The 26,500-nt window shown below is 69.1% G+C and carries 26 protein-coding genes; 8 read left to right on the top strand and 18 right to left on the bottom strand.

From position 1 onward, the window contains the following. Positions 1 to 68: 68 nt before the first annotated feature. The 3 genes from ACFORO_RS14010 to ACFORO_RS14000 form a co-directional block, all read right to left on the bottom strand. Positions 69 to 842, bottom strand: a complete 774-nt coding sequence (locus ACFORO_RS14010; protein ID WP_354743452.1) for an ATP-binding cassette domain-containing protein — start codon at positions 840 to 842, stop codon at positions 69 to 71. A 96-nt stretch (positions 843 to 938) separates the two neighbouring features. Beyond that, positions 939 to 2,075 carry a sugar ABC transporter substrate-binding protein gene (locus tag ACFORO_RS14005; protein ID WP_354743454.1) on the bottom strand — a complete coding sequence of 379 codons (1,137 nt, stop codon included), beginning with the start codon at positions 2,073 to 2,075 and terminating at the stop codon, positions 939 to 941. A 350-nt stretch (positions 2,076 to 2,425) separates the two neighbouring features. After that, entirely contained in the window at positions 2,426 to 4,183 is a 1,758-nt protein-coding gene (locus tag ACFORO_RS14000) for a DEAD/DEAH box helicase (RefSeq protein WP_377871357.1), read from the bottom strand. Positions 4,184 to 4,398: 215 nt separating this feature from the next. Between ACFORO_RS14000 and ACFORO_RS13995 the strand changes: the two genes are divergently transcribed. Beyond that, positions 4,399 to 5,610 (top strand): YihY/virulence factor BrkB family protein, encoded by a 1,212-nt coding sequence (locus tag ACFORO_RS13995; RefSeq protein ID WP_377871356.1) that lies wholly within the window; start codon positions 4,399 to 4,401, stop codon positions 5,608 to 5,610. An 11-nt stretch (positions 5,611 to 5,621) separates the two neighbouring features. On the opposite strand, the gene ACFORO_RS13990 is transcribed toward ACFORO_RS13995, so the two are convergent. Then, complete coding sequence (locus ACFORO_RS13990; RefSeq protein ID WP_377871355.1) at positions 5,622 to 6,470, bottom strand: hypothetical protein; 849 nt, start codon at positions 6,468 to 6,470, stop codon at positions 5,622 to 5,624. Positions 6,471 to 6,596: 126 nt separating this feature from the next. Continuing rightward, positions 6,597 to 6,839 carry a DUF3039 domain-containing protein gene (locus tag ACFORO_RS13985; protein ID WP_162834726.1) on the bottom strand — a complete coding sequence of 81 codons (243 nt, stop codon included), beginning with the start codon at positions 6,837 to 6,839 and terminating at the stop codon, positions 6,597 to 6,599. An 84-nt stretch (positions 6,840 to 6,923) separates the two neighbouring features. Between ACFORO_RS13985 and ACFORO_RS13980 the strand changes: the two genes are divergently transcribed. The 3 genes from ACFORO_RS13980 to ACFORO_RS13970 are packed head-to-tail and all read left to right on the top strand — an operon-like array spanning position 6,924 to position 9,370. Further along, positions 6,924 to 7,580 carry an HD domain-containing protein gene (locus tag ACFORO_RS13980; protein WP_377871354.1) on the top strand — a complete coding sequence of 219 codons (657 nt, stop codon included), beginning with the start codon at positions 6,924 to 6,926 and terminating at the stop codon, positions 7,578 to 7,580. A gap of 9 nt (positions 7,581 to 7,589) precedes the next feature. Continuing rightward, positions 7,590 to 8,504 (top strand): pseudouridine-5'-phosphate glycosidase, encoded by a 915-nt coding sequence (locus ACFORO_RS13975; RefSeq protein WP_377871353.1) that lies wholly within the window; start codon positions 7,590 to 7,592, stop codon positions 8,502 to 8,504. Next, the gene (locus tag ACFORO_RS13970) at positions 8,501 to 9,370 is read left to right on the top strand and encodes a carbohydrate kinase family protein (protein ID WP_377871352.1); all 870 of its coding nucleotides are present in this window, start codon (positions 8,501 to 8,503) and stop codon (positions 9,368 to 9,370) included. Before ACFORO_RS13975 ends, ACFORO_RS13970 begins: the two co-directional genes overlap by 4 nt. A gap of 314 nt (positions 9,371 to 9,684) precedes the next feature. On the opposite strand, the gene ACFORO_RS13965 is transcribed toward ACFORO_RS13970, so the two are convergent. Together ACFORO_RS13965 and ACFORO_RS13960 are read right to left on the bottom strand one after the other, a co-directional pair. Further along, the gene (locus ACFORO_RS13965) at positions 9,685 to 10,029 is read right to left on the bottom strand and encodes a DUF3099 domain-containing protein (protein WP_377871361.1); all 345 of its coding nucleotides are present in this window, start codon (positions 10,027 to 10,029) and stop codon (positions 9,685 to 9,687) included. Between the two features lie 8 nt (positions 10,030 to 10,037). Continuing rightward, positions 10,038 to 11,330, bottom strand: a complete 1,293-nt coding sequence (locus tag ACFORO_RS13960; RefSeq protein ID WP_377871351.1) for an amidohydrolase — start codon at positions 11,328 to 11,330, stop codon at positions 10,038 to 10,040. A gap of 19 nt (positions 11,331 to 11,349) precedes the next feature. Between ACFORO_RS13960 and ACFORO_RS13955 the strand changes: the two genes are divergently transcribed. The 4 genes from ACFORO_RS13955 to ACFORO_RS13940 all read left to right on the top strand — a co-directional run bounded on the left by ACFORO_RS13955 (position 11,350) and on the right by ACFORO_RS13940 (position 17,474). Beyond that, positions 11,350 to 12,855 (top strand): DUF7782 domain-containing protein, encoded by a 1,506-nt coding sequence (locus tag ACFORO_RS13955; protein WP_377871349.1) that lies wholly within the window; start codon positions 11,350 to 11,352, stop codon positions 12,853 to 12,855. Further along, positions 12,852 to 13,277: a D-aminoacyl-tRNA deacylase gene (dtd, locus tag ACFORO_RS13950; protein ID WP_354743468.1), complete on the top strand. Its 426-nt coding sequence runs from the start codon at positions 12,852 to 12,854 to the stop codon at positions 13,275 to 13,277. The genes ACFORO_RS13955 and dtd overlap by 4 nt, the downstream gene beginning before the upstream one ends. 277 nt (positions 13,278 to 13,554) lie before the next feature. Continuing rightward, positions 13,555 to 14,586 carry a sigma-70 family RNA polymerase sigma factor gene (locus ACFORO_RS13945; RefSeq protein WP_354743470.1) on the top strand — a complete coding sequence of 344 codons (1,032 nt, stop codon included), beginning with the start codon at positions 13,555 to 13,557 and terminating at the stop codon, positions 14,584 to 14,586. Positions 14,587 to 15,812: 1,226 nt separating this feature from the next. Continuing rightward, complete coding sequence (locus ACFORO_RS13940; RefSeq protein WP_377871348.1) at positions 15,813 to 17,474, top strand: fumarate hydratase; 1,662 nt, start codon at positions 15,813 to 15,815, stop codon at positions 17,472 to 17,474. Positions 17,475 to 17,492: 18 nt separating this feature from the next. Here the strand turns inward: ACFORO_RS13940 and ACFORO_RS13935 are convergent, their stop codons facing one another. From ACFORO_RS13935 to ACFORO_RS13885, 11 genes are all read right to left on the bottom strand, one after another. Further along, positions 17,493 to 17,930, bottom strand: coding sequence for an SRPBCC family protein (locus ACFORO_RS13935; RefSeq protein ID WP_354743474.1), 438 nt, complete (start codon positions 17,928 to 17,930; stop codon positions 17,493 to 17,495). Between the two features lie 558 nt (positions 17,931 to 18,488). Then, complete coding sequence (locus ACFORO_RS13930; RefSeq protein ID WP_354750973.1) at positions 18,489 to 18,995, bottom strand: hypothetical protein; 507 nt, start codon at positions 18,993 to 18,995, stop codon at positions 18,489 to 18,491. 44 nt (positions 18,996 to 19,039) lie between these two features. Then, positions 19,040 to 19,537: a hypothetical protein gene (locus ACFORO_RS13925; protein ID WP_377871347.1), complete on the bottom strand. Its 498-nt coding sequence runs from the start codon at positions 19,535 to 19,537 to the stop codon at positions 19,040 to 19,042. A 75-nt stretch (positions 19,538 to 19,612) separates the two neighbouring features. Then, positions 19,613 to 20,410, bottom strand: a complete 798-nt coding sequence (locus tag ACFORO_RS13920; RefSeq protein WP_377871346.1) for an ABC transporter permease — start codon at positions 20,408 to 20,410, stop codon at positions 19,613 to 19,615. Continuing rightward, positions 20,388 to 21,251, bottom strand: a complete 864-nt coding sequence (locus ACFORO_RS13915; RefSeq protein ID WP_377871345.1) for a 2-aminoethylphosphonate ABC transporter permease subunit — start codon at positions 21,249 to 21,251, stop codon at positions 20,388 to 20,390. The genes ACFORO_RS13920 and ACFORO_RS13915 overlap by 23 nt, the downstream gene beginning before the upstream one ends. Beyond that, entirely contained in the window at positions 21,248 to 22,315 is a 1,068-nt protein-coding gene (locus ACFORO_RS13910) for an ABC transporter ATP-binding protein (protein WP_377871344.1), read from the bottom strand. Before ACFORO_RS13910 ends, ACFORO_RS13915 begins: the two co-directional genes overlap by 4 nt. Continuing rightward, on the bottom strand, positions 22,312 to 23,346 hold the full coding sequence (locus ACFORO_RS13905; protein WP_377871342.1) for a 2-aminoethylphosphonate ABC transporter substrate-binding protein: 1,035 nt from the start codon (positions 23,344 to 23,346) through the stop codon (positions 22,312 to 22,314). The genes ACFORO_RS13910 and ACFORO_RS13905 overlap by 4 nt, the downstream gene beginning before the upstream one ends. Next, positions 23,343 to 24,035 carry a phosphonatase-like hydrolase gene (locus ACFORO_RS13900; protein ID WP_377871360.1) on the bottom strand — a complete coding sequence of 231 codons (693 nt, stop codon included), beginning with the start codon at positions 24,033 to 24,035 and terminating at the stop codon, positions 23,343 to 23,345. Before ACFORO_RS13900 ends, ACFORO_RS13905 begins: the two co-directional genes overlap by 4 nt. After that, on the bottom strand, positions 24,029 to 25,147 hold the full coding sequence (locus tag ACFORO_RS13895; protein WP_377871341.1) for a TIGR03364 family FAD-dependent oxidoreductase: 1,119 nt from the start codon (positions 25,145 to 25,147) through the stop codon (positions 24,029 to 24,031). The genes ACFORO_RS13900 and ACFORO_RS13895 overlap by 7 nt, the downstream gene beginning before the upstream one ends. A 105-nt stretch (positions 25,148 to 25,252) precedes the next feature. Beyond that, positions 25,253 to 25,633 carry a DoxX family protein gene (locus ACFORO_RS13890; RefSeq protein ID WP_377871339.1) on the bottom strand — a complete coding sequence of 127 codons (381 nt, stop codon included), beginning with the start codon at positions 25,631 to 25,633 and terminating at the stop codon, positions 25,253 to 25,255. A 55-nt stretch (positions 25,634 to 25,688) separates the two neighbouring features. Then, entirely contained in the window at positions 25,689 to 26,465 is a 777-nt protein-coding gene (locus tag ACFORO_RS13885) for a GntR family transcriptional regulator (protein WP_354750966.1), read from the bottom strand. Positions 26,466 to 26,500 lie beyond the last annotated feature (35 nt).

The following is a 26,500-nucleotide window of genomic DNA, read 5'->3' as shown; positions in this document are numbered from 1 at the left end:
ACCACGCTTCACCCCCGATCCCGGCGGCAGCATGACTTGACAAACCCCATTGGGAAGTTCTTTCTCGCTCACAGCGCGACAGCTTCGGGACGGGCCAGGCCGAGGTCGCCCGATCGGCCCGCGGTGATGAGTTCGACGACCTGGCTGTGCGTCACGTCCTTCGTCTGGACGTCCGCGACGAGCCTGCCGAGGTAGAGCACCGCGATCCGGTCCGCGACCTCGAACACGTCGGCCATGTTGTGGCTGATCAGCACCACGCCGAGGCCCTGTTCGGCCAGCCTGCGGACCAGGTCGAGCACCTGCTTGGTCTGCGCGACGCCGAGCGCGGCGGTCGGCTCGTCGAGGATGACCACTTTGCTGTTCCACAGCACGGATTTCGCGATCGCGACCGTCTGGCGCTGGCCTCCGGACAGCGAGGAAACCGAGGTGCGGACCGATTTCACCGTGCGCACGCCCAGCGACGCCAGCGTCTCGCGCGCGGCCTTCTCCATGCTGGCCTCGTCGAGCAGCCAGCTGCTGCCGCGCTCGCGGCCGAGGAACATGTTCTGCACGATGTCGAGGTTGTCGGCCAGCGCGAGGTCCTGGTACACGACCTCGATGCCGAGTCCGGCGGCGTCCTTCGGGCCGCGGATGTGCGCGTCCGCGCCGTTGAACCGCACCGATCCGGTGTCGTACGGGTGGATGCCCGCGATGCATTTGACCAAAGTGGACTTGCCGGCCCCGTTGTCGCCGACGAGCGCGGTCACTTCGCCCGCCCGCACGGCGAAGTCCACGTCGTGCAGGACGTGAACCGGGCCGAAGCTCTTGTTCAGGCCGGTGATGTCGAGAATGGGCTCGCTCATGGGATTCGCTTGTCTCTCGCGTGGATGCCGGGCCGGAACGCGTGTCGGGGGAACGCGTCCCGGCCCGGCTGCTCTTGGCGGGGAGTTACTGCGGCGTCAGGAGATGCCGTTTTCGGTGCACTTGGCGGCGAGGTCGCCGGTGCAGATGTCGGACGCCTTGACGTAGCCCTGCTGGACGACGGTCTTGATGTCCTTGATCGTGATCAGCTGCGGCTGCAGCAGCACCGACTTCAGGTCGCGGTTGTTCTTCGGGTCGTGCAGCTTGCCGGTGGCGATCGCGTCCGCCGCGGCCGTGTCGCCCTTGGCCAGCGCGGCCGCGAGCTTCGCGGTGTTCTCGGCCTCTTCCTTGATCGGCTTGAAGATCGTCAGCGTCTGGTCGCCGCGCAGGATCGCCTGCAGGCCGGCCGGGGTCGAGTCCTGGCCGGTGACCGGGACCTTCCCGTTGAGCCCGTTCTTCTTCAGCACGGTGATGATCGCGCCGGCCAGCTCGTCGTTCGCCGCGACGACGCCGTCGACCTTGCCGTTGACGCGGGTGAAGATCTGCTCGAAGGTCGTGCCGCCGACCTGGGCGTCCCAGTTGTCGATGGCCTGCTTCTGCACGAGGTTCAGCGCCTTGGAGTCGTACAGCGGCTTGAGGACCTTGTCGTGGCCGTTGCCGAACAGGGTCGCGTTGTTGTCCGTCGGCGCGCCCTCGATCTGGACGACGTTGGCTCCCGGCTTGCTCTTCAGCGCGTCGGCCAGGCCCTGCGCCTGGATCTCGCCGACCTTCTCGTTGTCGAACGAGACGTAGTAGCCGGCCGAACCGCCGAGGCTCGGGCGGTCGTAGTCGATGACCGGGATGCCCGCGTTCTTGGCCTTGGCCTCGATCGCCGCGCCGACCGAAGGGTCGGACGGGGCGATGATCAGCACCTTGACGCCCGAGCTGATGAAGCCGTCGGCGAGGGTGGAGAACTTCTGGTTGTCGCCCTGGGCGTTCTGGATGTCGGCGCTGAAGCCCTGCGCGGAGAGCGCGGCCTGCAGCATCGGCTTGTCGAAGGCTTCCCAGCGGGCCGAGGTGGCGGTCTCCGGCAGGATCACGCCGACCTTGCCGCTGGCGCCGCCGCCCGCCGGGGCGGAGGCGGAGCTCTTGCTGTCCCCCGAGTTGCCGGAGCCCGCGCTGTTCGCGCCGCACGCCGAAAGCGCCAGGCCGGCGCTCACCGTCGCGGCGATGAGGGTAAGGGTTCTGCTGCGCATCCTCGTTCCTTCTCCGATCATGCTCGCGGGGTGATCGGAGAGGGTCCCCGGTGCACCGTCGCAGATATGTTGTGGCCGACAACATATGCCGCCGAGCGGCTCTGGGGAAGATGCCGGGATCGAGTAACCGACACCAAATGGACACAGTTCGGCAACACGGCCCTCATCTGACGGCTCGTCTGACGGAGTGACCCCGGCCACGTACCGAGCGTAACGAGAACTTGTCCGGTGTTGTCCGGTCGAGAGGGCAGGAGTGCCCGATCGGGCGCCCGGGCCGAACCGGACACCCGGTTCTACCAGGTCAAGGAGCGTGCCCCAGGGACGGGAACACGCGCGGGACTCCCGCCGGACTACCAGGAGCGCAGCGTGACGATCCGCTCTTCGAGCTGCTCCACCGTCGCCATCGCGGTGGGCGGACCGCCGCACTGGCGGCGCAGCTCGTTGTGGATCGCGCCGTGCGGCTTCTTCGTGCGGTGGTGGTACACGCCGACGAGCGCGTTGAGTTCCTTGCGCAGCGCGCCGAGCCGTTCGCTCACCGACTGCGACCGGACCGGCGGCGCGGCCGGTTCCTCGGTCTTCGGCTTGCGCCGCTTCTCGTCGGAGACCTGCTCTTCCTGCCGCTTGCGCAGCAGCGCGCGGACCTGGTCCGGCTCCAGCAGGCCGGGAAGGCCGAGGTACTCCTGCTCCTCGTCGGAGCCGGAGAAGACTGCGGTGCCGAACGAGTTGCCGTCGTAGATGACCTGGTCGAGCTCGGCCGAGGCGTGCAGCGAGGTGAACGCCTTCTCCTCCTCGCCCGGTTCGTCCTCGGTGCGGTTGGCCTGGGCGAGCAGTTCGTCGTCCCAGCCTTCCTTCTCCCGGTGCGGCTTGCCGAGCACGTGGTCGCGCTGCGCTTCCAGCTCGCTGGCCAGCTCCAGCAGCACCGGGACGCTCGGCAGGAAGATGCTCGCCGTCTCGCCCTTTTTCCGGGCCCGCACGTAACGGCCGATGGCCTGCGCGAAGAACAGCGGGGTGGACGCGCTGGTCGCGTACACGCCGACGGCCAGCCGCGGGACGTCGACGCCCTCGGACACCATCCGGACCGCGACGATCCAGCGTTCCCTGGTTTCGGAGAACTCCTTGATCCGCCCGGACGCCTTCGGGTCGTCGGACAGCACCAGCGTCGGCGTCTCGCCGCAGATCCGTTCCAGGATCTTGGCGTAGGCGCGCGCGGTTTCCTGGTCGGTGGCGATCACCAGGCCGCCCGCGTCCGGGATGCCTTGGCGCACCTGGCTGAGCCGCGTGTCGGCGGCCTGCAGGACCGCCGGGATCCACTCGCCCGACGGGTCGAGCGCCGTGCGCCAAGCGCGCGCGTTCTGCTCCGCGGTGAGCGGCTCGCCCAGCCGCGCGGTGAACTCCTCGCCCGCGCTCGTGCGCCACGACGCCTCACCCGAGTAGGCGAGGAAGACGACCGGCCGGACCACGCCGTCGGCGAGCGCGTCGGAGTAGCCGTAGGAATGGTCGGCCTTGCTGCGCTGGAACCCGCCGCCGTCCGGTTCGTAGGCGACGAACGGGATCGGCGAGTCGTCGCTGCGGAACGGCGTCCCGGTGAGCGCGAGGCGGCGGACCGCGGGCGTGAACGCCTCGCTGGTCGCGTCGCCCCAGGACTTCGCGTCGCCCGCGTGGTGGATCTCGTCGAGGATCACCAGGGTCTTGCGGTTCTCGGTGCGCACCCGGTGCAGCGTGGGGTGCGCGGCGACCTGCGCGTAGGTGACCGCGACGCCGCGGTAGTCCGACGACGTGACGCCGGTGGTGTTGCGGAAGTTCGAGTCGATCGGGATGCCCGCCGCCGCGGCCGCGGACGCCCACTGGTGCTTCAGGTGCTCGGTGGGGGTGACGATCGTGACGGCCTCGACGGTGCGGTCCGAAAGCAGTTCGGCGGCGATCCGGAGGCCGAAGACGGTCTTGCCCGCGCCCGGCGTCGCGACCGCGAGGAAGTCCTTCGGCCGGCTCGACAGGTACTTCGTGAGCGCTCGGCGCTGCCAGGCGCGCAGCGGGCGCGCGGTGGAGTCCTTCTCTGCGGGCGGCGCCCCGAGGACCGGCTGGGTCGTCTCGGACAAAACTCGGTTCACCCCCTCCTCGGGCCGCTCGGCGCGGCCGTGACGTGCGAAAACCCCCACTGTGGCACCGGCTTCGCCGCCGGGCGCCGCGATGAGGGCACGTCGGCCAGCTTACCTTCCGCGCCCGCGGGCGCCGGGCACCGCCACGGGTGGTGTCCTCCGACACGCCCCCTCTCGGCGGGGGTGACGAGCCAAAACCGCGCGCATGGACCATGCTGGGACACACCATGGGCGAGGTGACACCGGACGCCGGCGAGGCAGAGCCGAAGAAGAGCGTGCCGGAGAAGACCGTGCGCAGGGGGCCGTGGCGGCTGCTCACCCGCACGCTCGCGAAAGCGTGGGAGGGCAACATCTTCTCCGAGGCCGCCGAGGCGGCCTTCTGGCAGACGCTGTCGCTTCCGCCGCTGCTGCTCGGGCTGCTCGGCAGCGTCGGGTTCATCGGCGAGTGGTTCGGCCAGAACGTGGTCACCGCGGTGCACGACCGGATCATCACCTTCAGCCACACCATCTTCAGCGCGAACGCGGTGCAGGAGATCATCGAACCGACGGTGAACAGCATCCTCACCGTCGGCAAGGGCGAGATCGTGTCCGTGGGCTTCGTCATCTCGCTGTGGGCGGGCTCGTCGGCGATGTCGTCGTTCGTGGACGCGATCACCGTCGCGCACGACCAGTACGGCGTCCGCAACGAGGTGTGGCAGCGGATTTTCGCGCTGCTGCTGTACCTGTGCGCGCTGATCGGGCTCGTGGTCGGGCTGCCGCTGCTGGCGATCGGGCCGGACCTGCTGCCGGAGTTCTTCCCGGTCGACTGGCGTCCGACGGTCTCCTCCTGGGTCGGCACGCTCTACTACCCGGTGCTGGGCGTGATGATCGCGCTCGCGCTGACGACGCTGTACAAGCTCGCGCTCCCTCGCCGGCTGCCCTGGCACCGAGGACTGCCGGGCGCGATGCTGGCCGGCGTGGTCTTCCTGGTGTCGAGCATCGGGCTGCGGATCTACCTGAACTGGATCACCAAAACCGGCTACACCTACGGCGCGCTGGCCGCGCCGATCGCGTTCCTGCTGCTGATGTTCTTCATCGGCCTCGCCGTGGTCGGCGGCGCGTACTTCAACAGCGCGATCCAGGAGCTGTGGCCCGCGAAGGCGACCCGGCGGCAGCGGCGCAAGTGGCGGCGGCTGGAGATGGAGCGCGCGACCGAGCGGATGCGGGCCGAGGAGGGCCGCAAGCTGTGGGACCGTACGACGATGCCGTTGCGGCGGCCGAAACGGCACCCTGAAGACGACACTGCCGACGCCGAGTCCGAGGCGCCGAACGGCACCGAGGTGAAGCACGCCGAATCGGAGACCGTGCAGCTCGCGAGGCCCGAGCGGGCCGACGAGCGAGCCGGTTCCGAGCCGTCTCCCGGCCCGGAACCGCGCCAGCACCGCCCGCAGCAGGGCTGAGCGCGGGGGCGTCAGCCCTGGCGGAACCGCCACGTCTTGCTGTCGAACGCGATGCAGACGCTCGGCGACATCACGACCACGCGCAGGGTGCCGTCGCGCTCGTCGTAGTCGATGCCCTCGACCTCGAAGTTGCCGCCGCAGCCGCTTTCCAGCGGAAGCTGGCCGAGCGAGGTGACGTGCCCGGTGACGTCGGCGCCGGAGACCGGACCGGAGAGATCGACCTGCAGCAAGGGTTTGGTGGTGCCGAAGAGGCTGCCGTCCGGGTCGTCGGAGGAGCACATCATCCGGGTCGCGGACACGAAGTCGCAGCCCTGGACGTCGCGCACCGGGTGGTCGAGCCGGACCGCCGAGGCGTACGGCAGGTTCTGGCCGGGATCGGTGGCCGCGACGCCGGGCATCGGGTAGACGAGCAGGCGGTCCATCGTGCCCCACTCGCCGGACACCAGCCAGCGCGCGTCGGGCGACACCGCGGCGAACGAATTGTTGTTGGCCTCCCACGATTCCAGCGCGTGCTGGTAATCGGCGCGGGAACCGTCCGGGGCCTCGACGCGGAAGAGCTTCGCGCCGCGGTCGTCACGCTGATAGGGCTCGACGTACCAGCCCTTCGCGGACCCCGGGTCGCCGATGTGGTTCCAGCCCTTCGCGGCCAGACCCGGGTCGACCGTGCCGATGCCGGTGTAGCGGATGCTCGTGCCCGAAGGGCGCTCGACAGTGGCGAGGCCCTGGCTTTCATCAAGCGGACGGGCGCGATCTGAGCCGACAGTGGTCCACCCGGTCACCGCATTCGCGGCACCCGCCGCGACGGCGCTGAAGGCGGACAGCAAGACGACGAGGGAAAGCACGATCCCGGTTGCGCGCATGCGGGGACACTCCTGCGGGGAGGCGACTGGCCGGACTGCAGGTCTACCAGTTCCTCCCCGGGTGCACAGCCACCGAGTGAAGGATTTTCACCTTTGTTCCCGCGCACCGGGACGCGCGGGAAACGATCAGTCGTCGCCGCCGGGACGGAGGCCCTCGTAGATCTTCTTGCACTTGGGGCAGACCGGGGACCCCGGCTTGGGCGACTTCGTGACCGGGAAGACCTCTCCGCAGAGCGCCACGACGTGCGTGCCCATGACCGCGCTCTCGGCGATCTTGTTCTTGCGCACGTAGTGGAACATCTTCGGGGTGTCGTCGTCGGTCGACTCGGTGCTGTCGGTCTCCGGCTTGGTCAGCGTTTCGGTGCTCACCCCACCATCATGCCTCAGCGCCGCGCCCGCGGTCATGCCCGGCTAGGCTCGTCTGACCTGCCAAGGGACCCCTCAGGAGCCCGGATGCCGCACGAGTCCGCACCCCGGTGGCACAGCGCGCTCGCCCGCCTCGGCGGCGACCACCACGTCGGCCACGACGCCTGGGCCGACCTCGAAACGCGCTACACCGAGTCCCACCGCCGCTACCACGACCTAGCCCACGCCACCGCCGTCGCGCACGACGCGGAGCAGCTAGCGGCCGACCTGCCCTTCCATGAACGCGCCGTCGTCGTCCTCGCCGCGTGGGCGCACGACGTGGTCTACGACGCCGTACCCGGTCAAGACGAACAGCGCAGCGCCGAATGGCTGCGTCACTGGCTTACTCGCGCAGGGGTTGCCGACACGCACATCGACCAGGCCGAAGCACTCGTACTCGCCACAGCCGCCCACGAAGCACCCGAAGGCGACTTCGCCGCAGCAGCCCTCCTCGACGCCGACCTAGCCATCCTCGGCGCACCGCCTACCGCGTACGCCGTGTACGTCGACAACGTGCGCCAGGAGTACGCGCGCTACCCCGACGACGCCTGGGCGACCGGCCGCGCCGCGGTCCTCGAAAGCCTCCTCGACCGGCCCGCGCTGTACCTCACCGAAGCCGCCCGCTCACGCTGGGAATCCGCCGCGCGGCGAAATCTGCGGGCAGAGCTGACCCGATGCCGCAGCGCACGCGGCGATCACAGATGATGTCCGGTCGTGACCACCCAGACCACTCCCCTGTTCGTCCACGAGGAAGTCGCCTCGGCGTTGCGCGACGGTCACCCCGTCGTCGCCCTTGAGAGCACGATCCTCTCGCACGGCCTCCCGTACGGACGGAACCTCGACGTCGGCCGCCGAATCGAGCAAACCGTGCGCGACGGAGGCGCCATTCCGGCCACCATCGCCGTGCTGGACGGACGGCCGGTCATCGGCCTCTCCGCTGCCGAACTGGAGCGCGTCTGCGCCCCGGACGCCGAACTGGACAAACTGTCCCTGCGCGACCTGGGCCCAGCGGTCGGCCTGGGCCGCTCCGGCGCGACGACGGTCGCCGGCACCTCCGCCCTCGCCGCAGCAGCCGGAATCGGCGTCTTCGCGACCGGCGGCCTAGGCGGCGTGCACCTGGGCGCGGCACAGAGCTGGGACGTCTCCGCAGACCTCGGCGTCCTCGCCAAGGTGCCCACCGTGGTCGTGTGCTCCGGCGTGAAGTCGGTCCTGGACATCCCCGCCACCCTTGAGGTCCTGGAAACGAACTCGGTCCCCGTCCTCGGCTACCGCACCGACGACTTCCCCGCCTTCTACCTCCGCTCCTCAGGCCACCCCGTCGGCTGGCGCGTAGAGGACGCGAAACAAGCCGCCGCGGTAATCTCCGCCCACCGCCGCTACGCGAATTCCGGCGTACTGCTGACAAACCCGATCCCCGCGGAGTCCGAAATGGACCGTGCCCTGCACGACCGCCTCTTGCGAGAGGGTTTGGCAAAACTGGCCGACGCCGACGTACACGGCGCAGACGTGACTCCCGTGCTGCTGGAGCACTTCCACACCGCCAGCGAAGGGGTCAGCATCGACGCGAACGAAGCGCTGGTGCTCTCCAACGCCAAACTGGCGACCGAAGTAGCGGTGGCCCTGTCGTGACCGGAATCGTAGTAGTAGGCGACGCAGGCCTGGACGTAGTAGCCCGACACGACCAGCCCCTCCCCCACGGCGGCGACGCAAGAGCGGCAATCCGCTTCACCGGCGGCGGAGCGGGAGCGAACACCGCCCTGTGGCTGCGTTCCCTGGGCGCGGAAACCACCCTGGTAGCCCGAATCGGCGACGATTCCGGCGGCCGCCTGATCAAGGCGGAGCTGGAAGCCGCCGGAGTCCGCTGCGCCTTCGCCACGGACCCCGAAGCCCCGACCTGCTGCGTAGTCGTGCTGGTCGACGGCGAAGGCCAACGCAGCATGCTCGCCGACCGAGGCGCGAACAAACGCTTCGCCCCCGAAGACGTCACGCCCGAGTCGCTGACCGGCTCCACCCACCTGCACCTGTCTGGCTACGTCCTGCTGGACCCGTCCTCCCGCCCCGCAGGCCTAGCCGCACTGGCCGCCGCGAAGAAAGCGGGCCTGACCACTTCCGTGGACCCCCAAGCAGCCGCCCACATCCACGACCCCGCAGCCTTCCTGGACGACGTACGCGGCACCGACCTCCTCATGCCGAACACCGAGGAACTAGTCGCCCTGACCGGCTCCGCAGACCCGTCCTCCGCCACCGAACTGCTAGCCGCGGTCGGCGCAGTAGTAGTCACCGCAGGCCTGGACGGCGCGAGCTGGATCGACGCAACCGGCGTCGCCTCAGTCCCCGCAGTAGAAACAACCTGCGTGGATTCGACCGGCGCGGGCGACGCCTTCGACGCAGGCGTCCTCACCACCTGGCTGGCCGGAAAGTCCACAGTGGACGTCCTGCGCGCAGGCACCCGACTAGGCGCACTGGCAGTAAGCCGAATCGGCCCCCAACCCTGACGCGCATTCCGTGAGGGGAACCCTCACGGACTCTGATTCCCTCAGGGTTCCCCTCACGACCCACCCCCCGCCACCGCAACGCCCCAATGTGGCGTTCGGTGCATCCCGCGCACCCAATGTGGCATTCGGTGCGTCACATGCACCCAACGCCACATTGGGGCGCTAGCCCCCGCCACCACCCAAACCGCAGCCGACGCACCCAACGAGCGAGGCACCCACACCGCCCCCGCACCCCGGTACGAAGCCGAAATGCACAATCAAACTTCGGGGTGCCCCACGCAACGATGGGCGCAATGTCGCCCCCAGGCGACGAGCTACCCGTCAATCACCCGATGCTTCCGCCCCTCGATCTGCCGAGCATCCCGCGCATACCGATTGACCTTCTCCGATTTCCGCGGCGGCCGATCATTGGCGATCAGCACGGCAATCCAAGGCAACGGAATAGAAATCACCAAAAACAAAATCGCCAGCCACCACGTGTGATAAGTCAACCCGGCCAGCACAAGACAAGGAATACGACACACCATCATAATGACGTACTTCCGCTTCCGCGCCGCCAGTTGATCATCCAGCGACGGCTCGGCCTCGGTGATCAGCACAGGCTCGGGGCGGGGATCCGGTCCGTGGGGTGCGTTCACAGCACCACCTCCGTGTTCCATCGTCTCACTCACCGCCCTTCCGCGACACCCGGGCGAGCGAACCGGGACAAAGCAGCGACGACCAGCGTCTCCACCCCGGTCCGCAACGTCGGATGCAACACCGGCGCGAACTTGGACGAGTGATTCGAGGGCACGTCAGTCTCAAACCGCCCTTCCGTCATCGCGGTGATCACCTGCTGCGCGTCAAACCCGCCGACCAGCCAAAACACCGACGGAACCCCAGCCGCCCGGCCGAACTCGCTGAAGTCCTCACTGCCGGTGACCAACGGCGCGGGCATCGTCGCCTCAGCACCGAAGTGCCCCTGAAACACCTCAGTCAGCTCGTCCGACGCGGCAGCGTCGTTCGCCGTGACCGGATAAGACGCAACGACCTCCACGGTCGGCGGCTGAGGCGCCCCCGCGGCCGCGGCCTCCCCGTTCACAATCCGCTCGATCGCCTTACGCAGCCGCAGCAACACAGCGTCGTCAAAGGCGCGAGTATTGACCTCCAGCACGGCATGGTCAGCAATCACATTCGCTGCAGTCCCGACATGCATCGAGCCAACGGTCACCACCGCAGGCTCAGTCGCCGCGATCTCCCGCGACACGATCGTCTGCAGCTTCAGCACCACAGACGCCGCCAGCACCGCCGGGTCAACCGTGGTTTCCGGCCGCGACCCATGCCCGCCGCGACCGTGCAGGGTGATTCGCAGGTTCTCCGTCGCAGCCATGATCACCCCGGGACGAGTCAGCACCCACCCGGCCGGACCAGGCACGATGTGCTGCCCGAAGACCACGTCAGGACGGCCGACCCGCTCGAAAAGACCATCCTGGACCATCCCGGCCGCACCGTCCCCAACCTCCTCACCAGGCTGGAACACCGCGAGCAACGTGCCGGACCACTCGTCCCGCGAAGCCGCGAGGACATGCGCGGCGCCCGAGAGCCACGTCGCGTGCATGTCGTGTCCGCAGGCATGCATCAGCGGCACGTCGCGGCCCTCGGAGTCGACGCCGCGCGCAGTGCTCGCGTACGACAGCCCCGTCTGCTCCTCGACCGGCAACGCGTCGATGTCCGCGCGAAGCAGCACAGTCGGTCCTTCGCCGTTGCGCAGGACGCCTACGACGCCAGTGCGACCGATGCCGGTGTGCACCTCGAAGCCGTCTTCAGTCAGCCGTCGGGCCAGCTCCGCCGCTGTCCGGGTTTCGGTGAACGCCAGCTCGGGATGACGGTGCAGATCGACGTACAGCGCTTCAAGCTCCGGCAGTGCCGCTTCAAGCGGAGCCAGGACACGCTCGGTGGTCTCGGTGGTCACGATGCTCATCGTGGCAGGCTTACCCACCGTGAGCACGAACACGCCTCTTCCTGACCTTTCCGACGACGTCTGCGCGCGGTTGCGCGAAGCGTTCCGACGCACCGGCTACGACGCTGACGGCGTCGTCGACGCGCTCGGCGGCGCGGCGCACACGGCGCTCGGCCGCGGCGAGCCCGAACCCGCCCGCCGCGCGAGCCTCGACGCTGGGGACCTCGGCGTCTTCATCCGGCTGTTCCTGCTCGGTCTCGCCGAGCCGGAGAAGACGGTCTCGTCGGCGTTCGCCCCGCTCAGCGCGGACGACGCGGTGGCCGCGGGCATCCTGCGGGCCGTCGAGGACGAGTTCCGCGCCGCGCTCGACATCCGCCCGCACGGCGACGACGACGGCTCGTGGTGGGTCGTCTCCGACCTCGACGCCGACATGCTCGGCCACGTCGTGCCCGAGGACCACGTGCTCGGCGTCGGGCACGCGTCGCTGAGCCTGATCCGCGCGACCAGCCGCCGCCCGGTCGGCACCCTGCTCGACCTGGGCACCGGCAACGGCGTCCAGGCGCTGCACGCGACCCGGCACGCGCAGCGGGTGACCGCGACCGACGTGTCGGCCCGCGCGCTCGCGCTCGCTGCGGGCACGTTCCGGCTGAACGAGCTGGACGTCGAACTGCTGCGCGGCGAGTGGTTCGCGCCGGTCGCGCGCCGCCGGTTCGACCAGGTGGTGTGCAATCCGCCATTCGTGGTCGGCCCGCCGCGCGTCGACTACACCTACCGCGACTCCGGTCTGGCCGGCGACGACGCGAGTGCGCTGGTCGTCCGTCAGCTGCCGAGCTTCCTCAACGACGGCGGCACCGGCCAGCTGCTCGCGTCGTGGCTGCACCGACGCGGCGAAGACTGGGGCGACCGCGTCGCGCGCTGGCTGCCGTCTGAGACCGACGCCTGGTTCGTACAGCGCGACGTCGCCGACCCAGGCCTGTACGTCGGCACCTGGCTGCGTGACGAAGGCATCGACCCGCGCTCGCCCGAAGGACGCGCGAAGGCTGCGGCGTGGCTCGACTGGTTTACCGAAAACGACGTACAGGGCATCGGTTTCGGCTTCGTGACGCTGCGGCGCGCGAACGGTCAGACGCCGACTGTTGTCTGCGAAGACCTGCGACAGGCTTACGACGACCCGCTGGGCCCCGAGGCAGCGAACTGGCTCGATCGCGTCGAGTGGCTGCGTACGCACGGCGACAATGTGTTGGACGTAGCGTTTCGGGTACCCGAAACAGTGCTGCTCGAACGCGTCGATTCACCCGGCGACGAAGGCTGGGAAACGACCGTGCGCCGGCTGCACCGCACTGACGGACCGGGTTGGCAGCACGAGGTCGACGAACTCACGACGCGGCTTCTCGCGGGTTGCCGCGGTGCGTTGCCGCTATCGGATCTGCTGGACCTGCTGTCCGCCGCGCAGGGCCTCGATTCGGCCGAACTGACCGCCTCGGCGTTGCCGATTGTCCGCGAGCTCGTGCGGCACGGGATGCTCGTGCCCGGTTCGCCGCAGTGAGGGCGGTGGCGGCGCGGGTCACCCGCGCGAGCGTGACCGTCGCGGGGGAGATCACTGGAGAGATCAAGGAACCGGGGCTGCTCGTGCTGCTGGGCGTGCACCGTGACGACGATCTCGGAAAAGCCGAAACGATGGCCCGCAAACTTCACGAACTCCGGTTGCTGCGCGACGAAGAATCCTGCGCGACGACCGGTGCGCCGCTGCTTGTGGTGTCGCAGTTCACGCTCTACGGCGACACCCGCAAGGGCCGTCGCCCGTCGTGGACCGCCGCCGCCCGGCCGGAAATCGCCGAACCCCTGGTGGACGCCGTGGTCGCGGAACTGCGCGGCCGCGGCGCGACCGTCTCGACCGGACGGTTCGGCGCGGAGATGGCGGTGGAAAGCGTGAACGACGGCCCGTTCACCGTTCTCGTTGAGGTCTAGACCACATTGGAACGGGGCGCGTAACATCGAAGGCACAGCGCGCGATTCGCACGCATTTCCCGGGGCGGTGCGGTTCTCAGCAAAACCTCAGTTTTGGTGGAGCAACCGCGAGGCGGGTACGCCCGTCCTCATTTCAGCGAGCCGGGAACGTTTCAGCTTCCCGGGGCGTTGAGACCAGTGTCCAGCCAAGCCGGCTGGGCCCGCGGACACGGGATTCCACAGGCCCCGTCCCGCAGGCGCCGGCGAGACACGTTCAGCCCGTGACCGGGGAGGCAGAATGTCAGTCCAGACTCTCGAACGCGAAGCGCGCGGGATTCGCGAGCGCCGGATTCCAGCACAGCAGACCGAGGAGCGTCCGAGCGTGGGGGCGCTCACCGACGCCGACCTCGACGCCCAGAGCCCCGCCGCCGACCTGGTGCGCGTGTACCTGAACGGCATCGGCAAGACCGCGCTGCTCACCGCGGCCGACGAGGTCGAGCTGGCGAAGCGGATCGAAGCCGGGGTCTTCGCCCAGCACATGCTCGACACCGTCGAGGACCTCACGGCCCAGCGCCGCAAGGAGCTGCGCGCGCTGATCCGCGACGGCCACACCGCGAAGAACCACCTGCTGGAGGCGAACCTCCGGCTCGTGGTGTCGCTCGCGAAGCGCTACACCGGCCGGGGCATGCCGCTGCTCGACCTGATCCAGGAGGGGAACCTGGGCCTGATCCGCGCGGTGGAGAAGTTCGACTACTCCAAGGGATTCAAGTTCTCCACGTACGCCACGTGGTGGATCCGCCAGGCCATCACCCGCGGCATGGCGGACCAGGGCCGCACGATCCGGCTGCCGGTCCACCTGGTCGAGCAGGTGAACAAGCTGGCCCGGATCCGCCGCGACCTGCACCAGCAGCTGGGCCGCGACGCGACGCACGAGGAACTGAGCTCCGAATCGGGCATTCCGGTGCACAAGATCTCCGACCTGCTCGACCAGTCGCGCGACCCGGTGAGCCTCGACATGCCGGTGGGCACCGAGGAAGACGCCCCGCTGGGCGACTTCATCGAGGACTCGGAGGCGACCGACGCCGAGAGCGCCGTGATCTCCGGTCTGCTGCAGGACGACCTTCGTCGTGTCCTGGCGACGCTGGACGACCGCGAACAGCACGTCATCCGGCTGCGCTACGGCCTCGACGACGGCCAGCCGCGCACCCTCGACCAGATCGGCAAGCACTTCGGCCTGTCCCGCGAGCGCGTGCGGCAGATCGAGCGCGAGGTCATGGCGAAGCTTCGCCAAGGCGAGCGCGCCGACCGGCTGCGGGCGTACGCCAGCTGAGTTTCTTCCCTCTCCGGGGCCAGGGTTCGGGGCCCGGGTCCCGGAGAGGGCGGAGAAGCCGGCCGGCGAGCTGATTCGGGCTGCCGCGGCGGGCTGACCGGGCGTGGGGTCCGGTGAGCGCGGTTCGCCGCGAGCACGCGGGCAGGCAGGCCGGGGTTTCCGTCGGGGACCGGGTGGGGCCTGGTCGGGCGGGGCGGAATCCTCTGGCCAGATCCATCTTTTCGGTGGGCAGCGGTGATGCCGCTGGCAGCGATGTCAATGCGCAGCGGGTGGGGCTGCTGGCTGCCGTCTCGGCGGGCAGCGGGCGATGCCGCTGGTTGCGATCTCGGCAGGCAGCGGGCAGCGCTGCCGGTAGCGATCTCAGTCGGCAGCGGATAGTGCCGCCATCACGGCGGGCAGCAGGTGGTGCCCGCCGGTCGCGATCTCAGTCAGCAGCGGGCGGACGGTGCCGCCGGTAGCGACCTCAGTCGGCAGCGGACGGTGCTGCTGGCCGCGATCTCGGTACGCAGCGGGCGGTGCCGCCGGTAGCAATTTCAGTCGGCAGCGGATGGTGCCGCTGGCCGCGATCTCAGTCAGCAGCGGGCGGACGGTGCCGCCGGCTGCAGAGAACCCTCGGTTCGATCTCCGGACCGGGGGTTTTGTCGTGTCCAGGCCCGGATTTCGCCCGCCTCGGCCGTCTCGGCGCCCGGTTGTCTCGGCACCCGCTTCATTAGCCGTCTGGCGATCGCCGAGCATTTGCCGACAAATCACCTCATCAACACCACCAGCCTCATCAGTCACTTGAGCCTCACCAGCCCCTTTAGCCCCACTAGAGCACACGATCCTCCTTCCGTGCCCCGATTTCTCCCGTTGATCCGGTTTCCGCTGATACCCACCGCAATCCCGTCACCACTCTGTGCACCCGATGGTGGAATTCGCGTCTCGTTCGCGTTTGGCGGTTCCGGGCGCTGGGTAGCAAGCGTTCGCGACCCCCGCTGTGCGGCGTCCGGTCAACGCGCCGGCGGGGGTCCCGTTAGTCACGCGGGGCGGGTGTGTGCGCATCCGGTCCGCTTTCCCCGGGAGGTCGGGTCCGTCGGGGTGGGCCCGGCCTCCCGACCATGCCTGCCCGAAACCCGCGGGGAGCGCCGCCGGCGTGCGCTATCCCACAGCGTCCCCGCGCCCGTGCGACCGGGCGGAACCCGCTGAGTACCGTGAGCCAATCCCGATCAGGGCAAAGGAGCCTCGCTGTGCCGCCCACCACGTTCCAGCACACCGAAGTCCTGCCGCTCGGCAAGGACACCACCACCGAATACCGGCTGGTCACCGCCGACGGCGTCGAGACCGTCGAAGCCGCCGGGCGGAAGTTTCTGAAGGTCGATCCGGAAGCGCTGACGACGCTCGCTCGCACGGCGATCACCGACATCCAGCACCTGTTGCGTACGTCACACCTGCAGCAGCTGCGCTCGATCGTCGACGACCCCGAAGCCAGCGGCAACGACCGGTTCGTCGCGATGGACCTGCTCCGCAACGCGGCCATTTCGGCAGGCGGCGTGCTGCCGATGTGCCAGGACACCGGCACCGCGATCGTCATCGGCAAGCGCACTGAGGGCGTGCTGTCCGGCGGCGACGACGAGCGCGCGCTCTCGCAGGGCATTTTCGACGCCTACCAGCAGCTCAACCTGCGGTACTCGCAGATGGCCCCGATCAACTTCTGGGAAGAGCGCAACACCGGCACGAACCTGCCCGCGCAGGTCGAGCTCTACCACAAGGACAGCGACGCGACGGACCCGTCGTACGAATTCCTGTTCATGGCCAAGGGCGGCGGCAGCGCCAACAAAACCTTCCTGTACCAGGAAACCAAGGCGGTCCTGAACCCGAAGCGCCTCGCCCGGTTCCTGGACGAGAAGCTGCGCAGCCTCGGCACCGCCGCGTGCCCGCCGTACCACCTGGCGATCGTCGTCGGCGGCATGTCGGCCGAGTTCAACCTCAAGGTCGCGAAGCTCGCCTCCGCGCGCTACCTGGACAACCTGCCTGCCGAGGGTTCCGAACTGGGCCACGCGTTCCGCGACCGCGATCTCGAGCAGCAGGTGCTGGAGATGACGCGCCAGTTCGGCATCGGCGCCCAGTTCGGCGGCAAGTACTTCTGCCACGACGTCCGGGTGATCCGCCTCCCCCGCCACGGCGCGAGCTGCCCGGTCGGCGTCGCGGTGTCCTGCTCGGCCGACCGCCAGGCGAAGGCGAAGATCACCGAAGAGGGCGTGTTCATCGAACAACTCGAACGCGACCCGGCCCGCTTCCTCCCGGACGTCACCGAGGACGACCTGTCCGACGAGGTCGTGTCGGTCGATCTGAACCAGCCGATGGACCAGATCCGCGCGCAGCTGGCGCAGCTGCCGGTGAAGACGCGCCTGTCCCTGACCGGCCCGCTGGTCGTGGCGCGCGACATCGCGCACGCCAAGATCGCCGAGCGCCTGGACGCCGGCGAGGAGATGCCGCAGTACCTCCGCGACCACCCGGTCTACTACGCGGGCCCGGCGAAGACCCCCGATGGCTACGCGTCCGGCTCGTTCGGTCCGACCACGGCCGGCCGGATGGACTCGTACGTCGCCCAGTTCCAGGCCGCGGGCGGCTCGCTGGTGATGCTGGCGAAGGGCAACCGCTCGAAGCAGGTCGCCGCCGCGTGCAAGGAACACGGCGGCTTCTACCTTGGCTCGATCGGCGGCCCGGCCGCACGGCTGGCGAAGGACTGCATCAAGAAGGTCGACGTCCTCGAGTACGCCGAACTCGGCATGGAAGCAGTCTGGAAAATCGAGGTCGAAGAGTTCCCCGCGTTCATCGTCATCGACGACAAGGGCAACGACTTCTTCTCCGAAACCAGCGAACCAGTACTGCAAATCAGCTTCCGCTGATCTCAAGGCACGCCGAGGTCACCCGGGAAACATCCCGCCCAACCGGGCGAGAGTCTTCTCGATGGCCTCGGCGTTGCGCTTGGGGAACCCCAGCAACCGAATCGCGAGCGGCGACCGGGCAGTAGACCAGTCGAAGGTCTCGGTGACCTCGGTGCGCCCGTCCCCCGTCGGCTCGAGCAGCCAGCGCCACCGATGCCCGGAGAAGTGCCGCCAGGCAATCAGCCGATTCTCCTCGAACTCGACCACGGTGTTCTGAATCCGATACGGCGCCCCCATCCGCATCTCCATGCCGAACTCGGCCCCCAACGACAACCGATCCGGCGCCGCCCCACGACTGGCGCGCACCGTGCCGGACCCGTCAATGAGCGGATGCTGAGCCGGATCAGCAAGCAACGCGAAAATCCGTTCCGGCGCGGCAGCGACCACCGCACTGCGCGAAACCTGGCGAGTTCCCATAGCCGCAAAGCCTAGAGCCGCACGCACGGCGGGGCCATCGACGCACCCCCGAACAGCCCCGGACAGCCCAACGAGTCCACTGTGGACTGCCAGAAAAGTACGTGAGGGGAACCCTGAGGGACTCTGAGTCCCTCAGGGTTCCCCTCACGGACCACCCACCGCCGCAACGCACCCAACGCCACATTCGGTGCATCCCACGCACCCAACGCGGCATTCGGTGCGTCACATGCACCCAACGCGGCATTCGGTGCGTCACATGCACCCAATGTGGCATTCGGTGCGTCACATGCACCCAACGCCACATTGGGGCGCAAGCCCCAACCCCCCGCGAACCGCAGCCGATGCACCCAACCGTCAAAGCACCCACCCCACCCCCAACCCCGATACGAAGCCGAAAACACGGCGCGGGGGTGCTTGTCAAGGCATCTTTCCCGCCTTGACAAGCACCCCCGCGCCGTAGTCACCATCAGCTTCGGGGTGGTGGCCCCATCCCGGGCGCAATGTCGCCGCCAGGCGACGAGCCGGATAACCCCCCGACGAAGTCATCCGGCAGCACGGTCACCGAGGAGCGGACTGCTTCAAAACCACAGTCCTCTCCCCCAACGGCGCTCCCAACGCCACCGAAATCACCGGATGCCGCAAGTCCATCGTGCACATCTGCCCGGTCTGCGCCTTGGTCTCGCTCAAATCCACCACCACCTTCTGGGCACTCTGCTCAACAGCCTCACCGAGCGCATGCCCGCACCCCCCTTCCTCGGCCCGCACCACCAAAACCGTCCCCCCGTTGTCCGAATAGACCTCCTTGGGGAACGTCTTGGGCAACGCCGCCCCGTCCACCCGGTTGTCCGGCACCCGCTGGGCCCCTTGCGGGGGGTCGAACTGGGGTTTGCCCGGCGGTGGCACCGAGGTCGAGGTGCCGGCGCTGCCGCTCGGCGGCGCGGTCTCGGTCCCGGACGCCGGTGCGTTCGCCATGCTCGTCGGACTGCCGCACGCGGCCGCCATCGTGAGCACCAGTGCCGCGCCCGCCAGTCGTGTCGTTCCGATCAGCTTCGTCGAGTACCTCATGATCCCTGGACGGATCGACCGCCCCGAGGGGTTGCACCCGATCTTCACGGACCCGGCTTCAACACCAATTCCCGCCCGCCCAGGGGCGCGGCAAGCCGGACCGGCAACGAAATCTCCCGCACATGCATCGGGCACATCTGTCCGTGCGGGGCCTTGGTAATCGTCACGAGCACGACAACCTGAGCAGCCGTCTGCTCCGCTGCCTTCGCACTGAGCTTGTCGCAGCCGCCCTCTTCAGCCTGGATCACCACCACCGAGCCGCCTTCAGCGAGCGTGACGTCGTGCGGGTACCCAGCAGGAAGAGCCGAAGCATTGATCTGCCCAGCAGCAGGTGCGGTATCCCCAGGCGGCACGCCCTGCGTAGGACGGCTCTTCGGCGGCCCCGACGCCGGCGGCGGCGCGACCGACGGCGAAGAAGAGGTCGGTGGCGGCGAGGAAACCGACACCGGACTGGACGCCGAACCGGAGGAGGAAACCGGCGCGGCGGTAGTCCCGTTGCTTCCGCACGCCGCGACAGTCAGCAGCAGCGCGCTCGCTCCCACGATTTTCCCTGTAGTCCGCATGTATCGCGGACGGAATCGAGGGCCCGGAGGTTGCACCGGCGCGCGAAAACTATTTCACCGGGCGGAAGCCTTCCCTCGCACCAGCCCCAGCAGCACCACCCCGGCCAGAGTCACCACCAGCAACAGCACCGTGCTCGCCGACGCGAGAAACACCTGTCCCCGATCGGTGAGGGAGAAAATGGTCGCGGGGAGCGTCCGCCAGTCCGGCGGGTACAGCATCATCGTCGCGCCCAATTCGCCCATCGACATCGCCAGCGCCAAACCGGCCGAAGCTGACATCGCGGGCAGCAGCACCGGCAACCGGACTCGCAGCAGCACCCGCAACGGACGTGCGCCGAGACTCGCCGCGGCCTGCGCGAGCAGCGGGTCAACGCGTTGCAGCGCGGCGGAAACCGTGCTGTACGCGAAGGGCAGCAGGATCATCAGGTGTCCGGCGAGGACGATCCAGCGCGTGCCGTTGAACGCCACCGGCGGACGGCTGAACGCCACGAGCAACGCCAGCCCCAGCACCACCGACGGCACCGCGATCGGCAGGTGGAACAGCGAATCCGCGATCCGGCGCAGCCGCGGCGGCGCGTGGTCGACGGCCAGCGCGGCCCAGGTCCCGATCAGCACCGAGACCAGCGACGTGATCACGCCGGTCTGCACGCTCACCGACAGGCTCGCGAACGTCTCGCCGGACAACGCCTCGGCGTAATGCGCCCCGGTGAGCCCGCTCGGCAGCACGCCCGTCCAGCTCCCGGCGAACGACGCCACCACGATCATCACCAGCGGCGCGGCCACCACACCGAGGAAAACCACACCGAACACCAGCCATACCAGCAACCGGCTACGCCGCGTCCACAGCAGCACGACGGCCTCCCCTTCCGACCACTCGCCGGTAAACCGTGTAGAGCACCAGCGACAGCACCACGTTCACCACCGCGACCACCGACGCGGCCGGGAAGTCGAACGTGACGATTCCCTTGCCGTACACCAGCATCGGCAACGTCGAGACGCCCTTGGCACCGAGGAACAGCACAATGCCGAACTCGTTCATCGTCAACAGCAGCACCAAACACGCACCGGACGCGAGCGACGGCAGCGCTTCCGGAAGCACGACTCGCCACAACACCCGGCCTGGTCGCGCGCCGAGACTCGCCGCCACATCCAGTTGCGCCGACGGAACTTGGCTGAACGCGGCGAGTGCGGGCCGCATCACGAACGGCGTGTAGAAGGTGATCTCGGCGAGCAGCACACCCCATGGCGAGTACAGAAACCCAGCGGTGCCAAAGACTCCCGCGCCGCCGTAAAGGAACGTGAAGGCCAGCGCGATCAGGAACGACGGGAACGCCAGCACCGTGTCGACCAGCCGGGCCAGCAGCGTCGCCCCGGGAAACGGGACGAACGCGACAACCAGCGCGAGAAACCCGCCGAGCAGCACACAGCCGACGGTGGAACCCAGGGCCAGCAACACTGTCTGCCACACCGCGCGGCCGAATTCCGGCGACGACAGCACTTGCGTCCATACCGAAAGCCCGAAACTGCCGTCCTGCGCGGTGAACGACTGCAGAATCACCAGCACGAGCGGGTAGCCGAAGAACCCGGCGACCACGATCGCGGGCGGGAGCAGCCAGCCGATCCGGTACCGGCGGGGCCGCGTGCCGCGACGGGTCGGGGCGAGCGCGGCGGTGCCGAGGGCGAGGCCGGTCATCCGCCTACCCCCACCAGCGGGCAACCGTCCGGAATGGACACTCCGACGCGGTCGCCGACCGCGGGCAGCACCGGACTGTCCGGGACCTCGGCGCGGATGTCGCAGACCTCATCGGTGAGCCGCAGGTCGAGCCGGTACCCGGAGCCGCGCCACTGCACGCCGCGGACGAGCGCCGGGAAAGTGTCCGGCCCGGGTTCGCCGACCGAAATCCGGTGCGGCCGCACGCCGAGCGCCACCGGCCGCTCCGGCTGGAGCGTGCCAGACGGTTCGGCGGACAGCTCACGCCCGGCCAGCCGGACCGTCGCGACCGAGCCGTCCGCGCGCACCAACTCGACTGGAATCAGGTTCGCCGCACCGAGGAAGCTCGCGGTGAACTCGGTGGCCGGACGGCGATAAAGCTGTTCGCACGGACCAAGTTCGACCAGCCGGGAATCGCGCAGCACGGCGATCCGGTCGGCGAGCGCGAGAGCTTCGCTCTGGTCGTGGGTGACGTAGATCAGCGTGGTATCCGGCAATTCGGCGCGCAGCCGCAGCAGCTCCGCGACCATGTCCTCGCGCAGTGCAGCGTCCAATGCGGACAGTGGCTCGTCAAGCAGCAGCACGTTCGGCCGGATCGCCAGCGCCCGCGCCAACGCGACCCGTTGCTGCTGCCCGCCAGACAGCTCCCGCGGATAGCGGCGCGCGTACTCGCTCATCCCCACTAGATCCAGCACCTCGCCGACGCGCTGCGTCACGTCCGCGCGGCGCATCTTGCGCGCCTTCAGTCCAAACGCGACATTGTCGGCAACGCGCTGGTGTGGGAAGAGCGCGTAACTCTGCACCACCACGCCGAGTCCGCGCCGGTGCGGCGGCAGATCGGTGACGTCCTGGCCGTCGAGCAGCACCCGTCCGGCGCTCGGCCGGAGGAACCCGGCGAGCGCCTTGAGCGCGGTCGACTTGCCGGAGCCGGACGGCCCCAGCAGCGCCAGCGTTTCGCCGCGCGCTACTGAGAGATCCAGCGGGGCAAGCGCTTGCGTCGCTCCGAAGTGGATGGATACGCCGCGGAACTCTACTGCCGGAGTCACTGTCCGGTGGCCTTCCGGTACGCGGCGAGGTCGGCGTCGAGACGGCCGAGGACGGAGTTCCAGTCCGGCGTCCAAATGTCCACTCCGGACATCGCGGCGGTGATCTTCTCCGCCTTCGGCCCCTGCGGTTTGACGTCGGAGCGGGCCGGGATGCCGTACGCGTCGCTGGCCTTCGCCTGGGTTTCCGGCGAGAACAGGAAGTCGAGCAGCTTGCGGGCGTTGTCCGAATGCGGCGCGTTGTTGACCAGACCGGCGAAGTACGGCAGCGCGAAGGTGGAACGCTTTCCCTGCGCGTCGGCCGGGAAGAACACCGAGAACCCGCCGCTCTTGTCGATCTCCGCGAGGTTCATCTGCAGGTCTCCGTTGGCGACGAGCACCTCGCCCTTCGCGACCTTCGGCTGCAGCTTGCCGGTGGACGACGACGGGCCGACGTTGTTGGCCTGCAGCTTGCCGAGGTATTCGAGCGCGCCTTGGTCGCCGAAGACGTGCTGAGCCTGCAGCAGCACCGCGGTGCCGTCGCCCGCCTGTCCGGGCGTGGAGTACTGGAGCTTGCCCTTGTACTTCGGGTCGAGCAGGTCGTTCCAGCTCTTCGGGGCCGGGTTCGCCTGCTGCGGGTTGTAGATGAAGCTGAGGTAGTTGTTCATCAGCGCGTAGTAGCGGCCCTGCGGGTCCTTCTGCGCGGCCGGAACCTGGTCGACGCCCTTCGGCGCGGACGTCGCGAGCAGGCCTTCCTTCGCCGCCTGCTGCACGAACGGCGGGAGCGTCACGAGGACGTCGGCCTGAGTGTTGGCCTTTTCCTTGCCCACGCGCGAAACGACCTCGGCGGAACCGGCGGTGACCGCCTGGACGGTGATTCCGGTCTGCTGCTTGAACTCGGCGAACCGGGCGTTGTACCAGTCTTCGAGGCCATCCGCGGTGTACACGGTGACGGTCTGGTCGCCGCCTGCGCCGCCCGCCGTGCCGCCGCAGGCGGACAGCAGGCCGGCGAGGGTCGCGACGAGAGCGACGACGGTCGCTTTCCGGATTCTCATGACTGGGTGGCTCCTTCAAGATCGAGCACGGCGGGGAGGGCGGAGACGGATTCGAGAACGTGGGTGGCGTGCGCGGCTTCCAGTTCGCCGCGGTTGCCGGCGCCGGTGAGCACTCCGGCGACGATTCCGGCACCGGCGGCGAGGCCGGTGCGGACATCAGTGGGGGTGTCGCCGACCACCGCGATGTTGCGGACGTCGGTGACCTGCAGCTTCAGCGCGACAGCGAGGATCAAGTCGGGATACGGACGGCCGCGCACGCCGTCGCCGGGCGCGAGCGCGAGGTCGGCGAGGTCGTGCCAGCCGAGCGCGTCCAGCAGCGCGCGCTGAGTCGTGGGCGCGAAACCGGTGGTCAGCGCGACGCGGACGCCCTTCTCCCGCAGGCTGCGGACGGTTTCCTCGGCGCCGGGAATCGGCTTGCACTCCCCCGCCGCGACCAGACGTCCGTACGAGCCTTCGAACTCGGCGTTCGCGCGCTGGGCGAGGTCTTCGTCGCCGAGCAGCGCGCGGAACACGGTGATCTTCGACTGGCCCATGGTTTCCCGGACGTAGTCGAGCATCCCGGCGTATCGTTCGTCCTCTTCGGACACTCCGGCGGCGGCGATCGCCGCGGTGAAAGCGCGTTCGACCAGTCCGTCGTCCGCGACGGTGGTTCCGGCCATGTCGAGCACGACGAGTTCGGTGGTCACCAGCTCAGCTCCTTTGCGGTGTCTTCGGCGATTGCGGGCGAGCAGGTCATGCCCCGGCCACCCGGGCCGGTGACGAGGAAAGCGTTGTCGGACAACCGTTCCCGGTGCACCACGGCGGCCTGGTCGGTTGCCTGCGCATAGACGCCAGCCCAGCGACGGCGGATCCGAGGCAGCGGGCGGCCGAGCAGCGCGCTCGCCACTTCGGCGAGGTGTTCGTACGGGTCTTCGGTGACGTCGAAGGAGAACGGCTGCGCGTACTCGTGCGTGTCGCCGATGGTGAGCGAGCCGTCGCGACGCTGGACCATCAGCAGCTGCATCGCGTTCTGGGCGGCGATTTCGCCCTGCGGCTGGCCTTCGTTCATCGCGTCGAGTGCCGCGCCGCGGTAGGCCGGGTAGTACCGGAAGCTGTCGCCGTCCGCGACGCTGGTGGGCAGCGGTTCGTCCAGCGGTTCGGTCTGCGCCATCTGCAACCGGACCCGCCGCACCGGGATCTCGCCCGCGATCTCGCGCACCAGCCCGCCGAGCCACGCGCCGGTGCAGAACACCACGGTGTCGCCTTCGTGGCGCTCGCCGTGGTCGTCGACGACGCCGTTTTCCGTCAGGTTCCGCACCTCGCGGCCGGGCAGCCACTGGTAACGACCGCTCGCCTTCAGCGCTTCGCGGAGAGCAGGCTGCGCCGTCCGCGGTTCGACCGCCGCGTCGCGCTCGCACCACAACGCACCGGCGAAGTTGCCGCGCAGAGCCGGGTTCAGCGCCCGGGTCTCGTTCGCGTCGAGGAGTTTGAAGCCGCGCTCAGCCGCCCCCGGCCCGGCGACGACCTCCTGCGCGACAGCCAGCTCGGCGTCCGTCCGCACGACCGTCAGCGAGCCGTTCGGCCGGAAACCCAGCGCGGGCACGCGTTCGCCGATCCGCTCCCACAGCTCCCGGGCGCGCACCGCCGTCTCCAGCTCCGGACCGGCGGCGCGACCGCCGACCCACACCAGCCCGAAGTTCCGGACGGACGCTCCACGCGCCTCCGGCTCGCGTTCGAGCTGGAGGACTTCGTGGCCGCGTTCCACGGCCTGCCAGGCGTGCTGGGTGCCGAGCACGCCGCCGCCAACGATGATGATTCGCACGGCCGCAACAGTCGCCGCCCGCGCTCAACGGAGCCTGTCGGCACGGGGAACGCCAGGTGAAGCAGCCTCGAATATTGGACCAGATGAGTTACCGTTCTGTTATCTTCACAGCCGACCGGCCGCGACGAACACGCACACCGCCAGGATCACGACATTCGCCGCGACGTTGCGGTACTCCGCCGGGCGGCGCTCGGTGACGGCCAGCCGCCAGTGCCCCGCCATCGCGCCGACCATCACCACCGCCAGGCCGACCGCCGCCCACCCGGTGAGCGCCGGGGCGATCCCGGTCAGCCTCGGCAGGATCAGACCGGCTACCGCGACTAGTTCGCAGATCGCGGCGAAGCGCACGACCGGCATCGGATACGCGGCCACCCCGGTTTGCCCGCTCTCGATCAGCCGTTGCCGCGACATCGTCGACTTCAGCACGCCGGACAGAGCGAAGAGCAGGGCGAGGGCCGCCTGAGCGATCCACAGTGCGATATCCATGGTTGTCCCTCCGTTCGATGCAGAGGGAACGAAGGGGCGATGCCGGATGTGACAGCTACTCGACGCGGTTCAGTCGCGTGACGAAACTCAGCCGGTCGCCGCGGTAAAGCGACCGGACCCGCTCGAACGGCTCACCGTCCGGACCCCACGACACGCGGTGCATCAGCAGCATCGGCAATGCCGGGTTCGTGCCGATGAGCAGCGCCTCGCGGGGTGTGGCGAGCACGGTCTCCACGCGTTCCTCCGCCCCGTCGAAGACCACGCCCAGTTCGTCGCGCAGGAACGCGTACAGCGACTGCTCCGGGTCGAAATCCTCGGGCAGCGTCGGGAACCTGTCGGCGCGGAGGAAGGTCGATTCGAGGCCGACGCGCTCGTCGTCGGCGAGCAGGACGCGTTCCAGGTGAATCACTTCGGCGGCCGGTTCGATCCGCAGATCGGCGGCCAATCCGGTGCCCGCGGCGCGGCGTTCGAGCGTGATCAGCGAGCGGCCGGGCCGGATGCCTTGGCGGCGCAGGCCTTCGGTGTAGCTGACGAGCGCGAGCGGCTGGACCAGCTTCGGCGCGGCGACGTACGTGCCGCTCCCCTGCCGTCGCGACAGCCTGCCTTCGAGCACCAGCTCGCCCACCGCCTGCCGAACCGTCGCCCGGGACACTTCGAACCGCTCGCACAGTTCGCGTTCCGTGGGAAGCGCGCTGCCTTCGCCCAATTCGGCGATGACGGCCAGCAGTTCGACCTTCACTGCGTAGTAGCGCGGCACGCGGCCGTGATCCGGGATGCCGTCGCGGACCGGTCCGTCGGCGGACAGGCGGGACAGCGGCGAAGACGTGGGCACGAGACCCGAGCCTATGCCAGACGCGCGGCGCATGG

The sequence above is a fragment of the Amycolatopsis halotolerans genome (assembly GCF_042647905.1).
In the GTDB taxonomy this organism is placed as follows: Bacteria; Actinomycetota; Actinomycetes; order Mycobacteriales; family Pseudonocardiaceae; genus Amycolatopsis; species Amycolatopsis halotolerans.
Note: the sequence above shows the minus strand (reverse complement) of the source record. Positions and strands in the feature narration are given on the sequence as shown.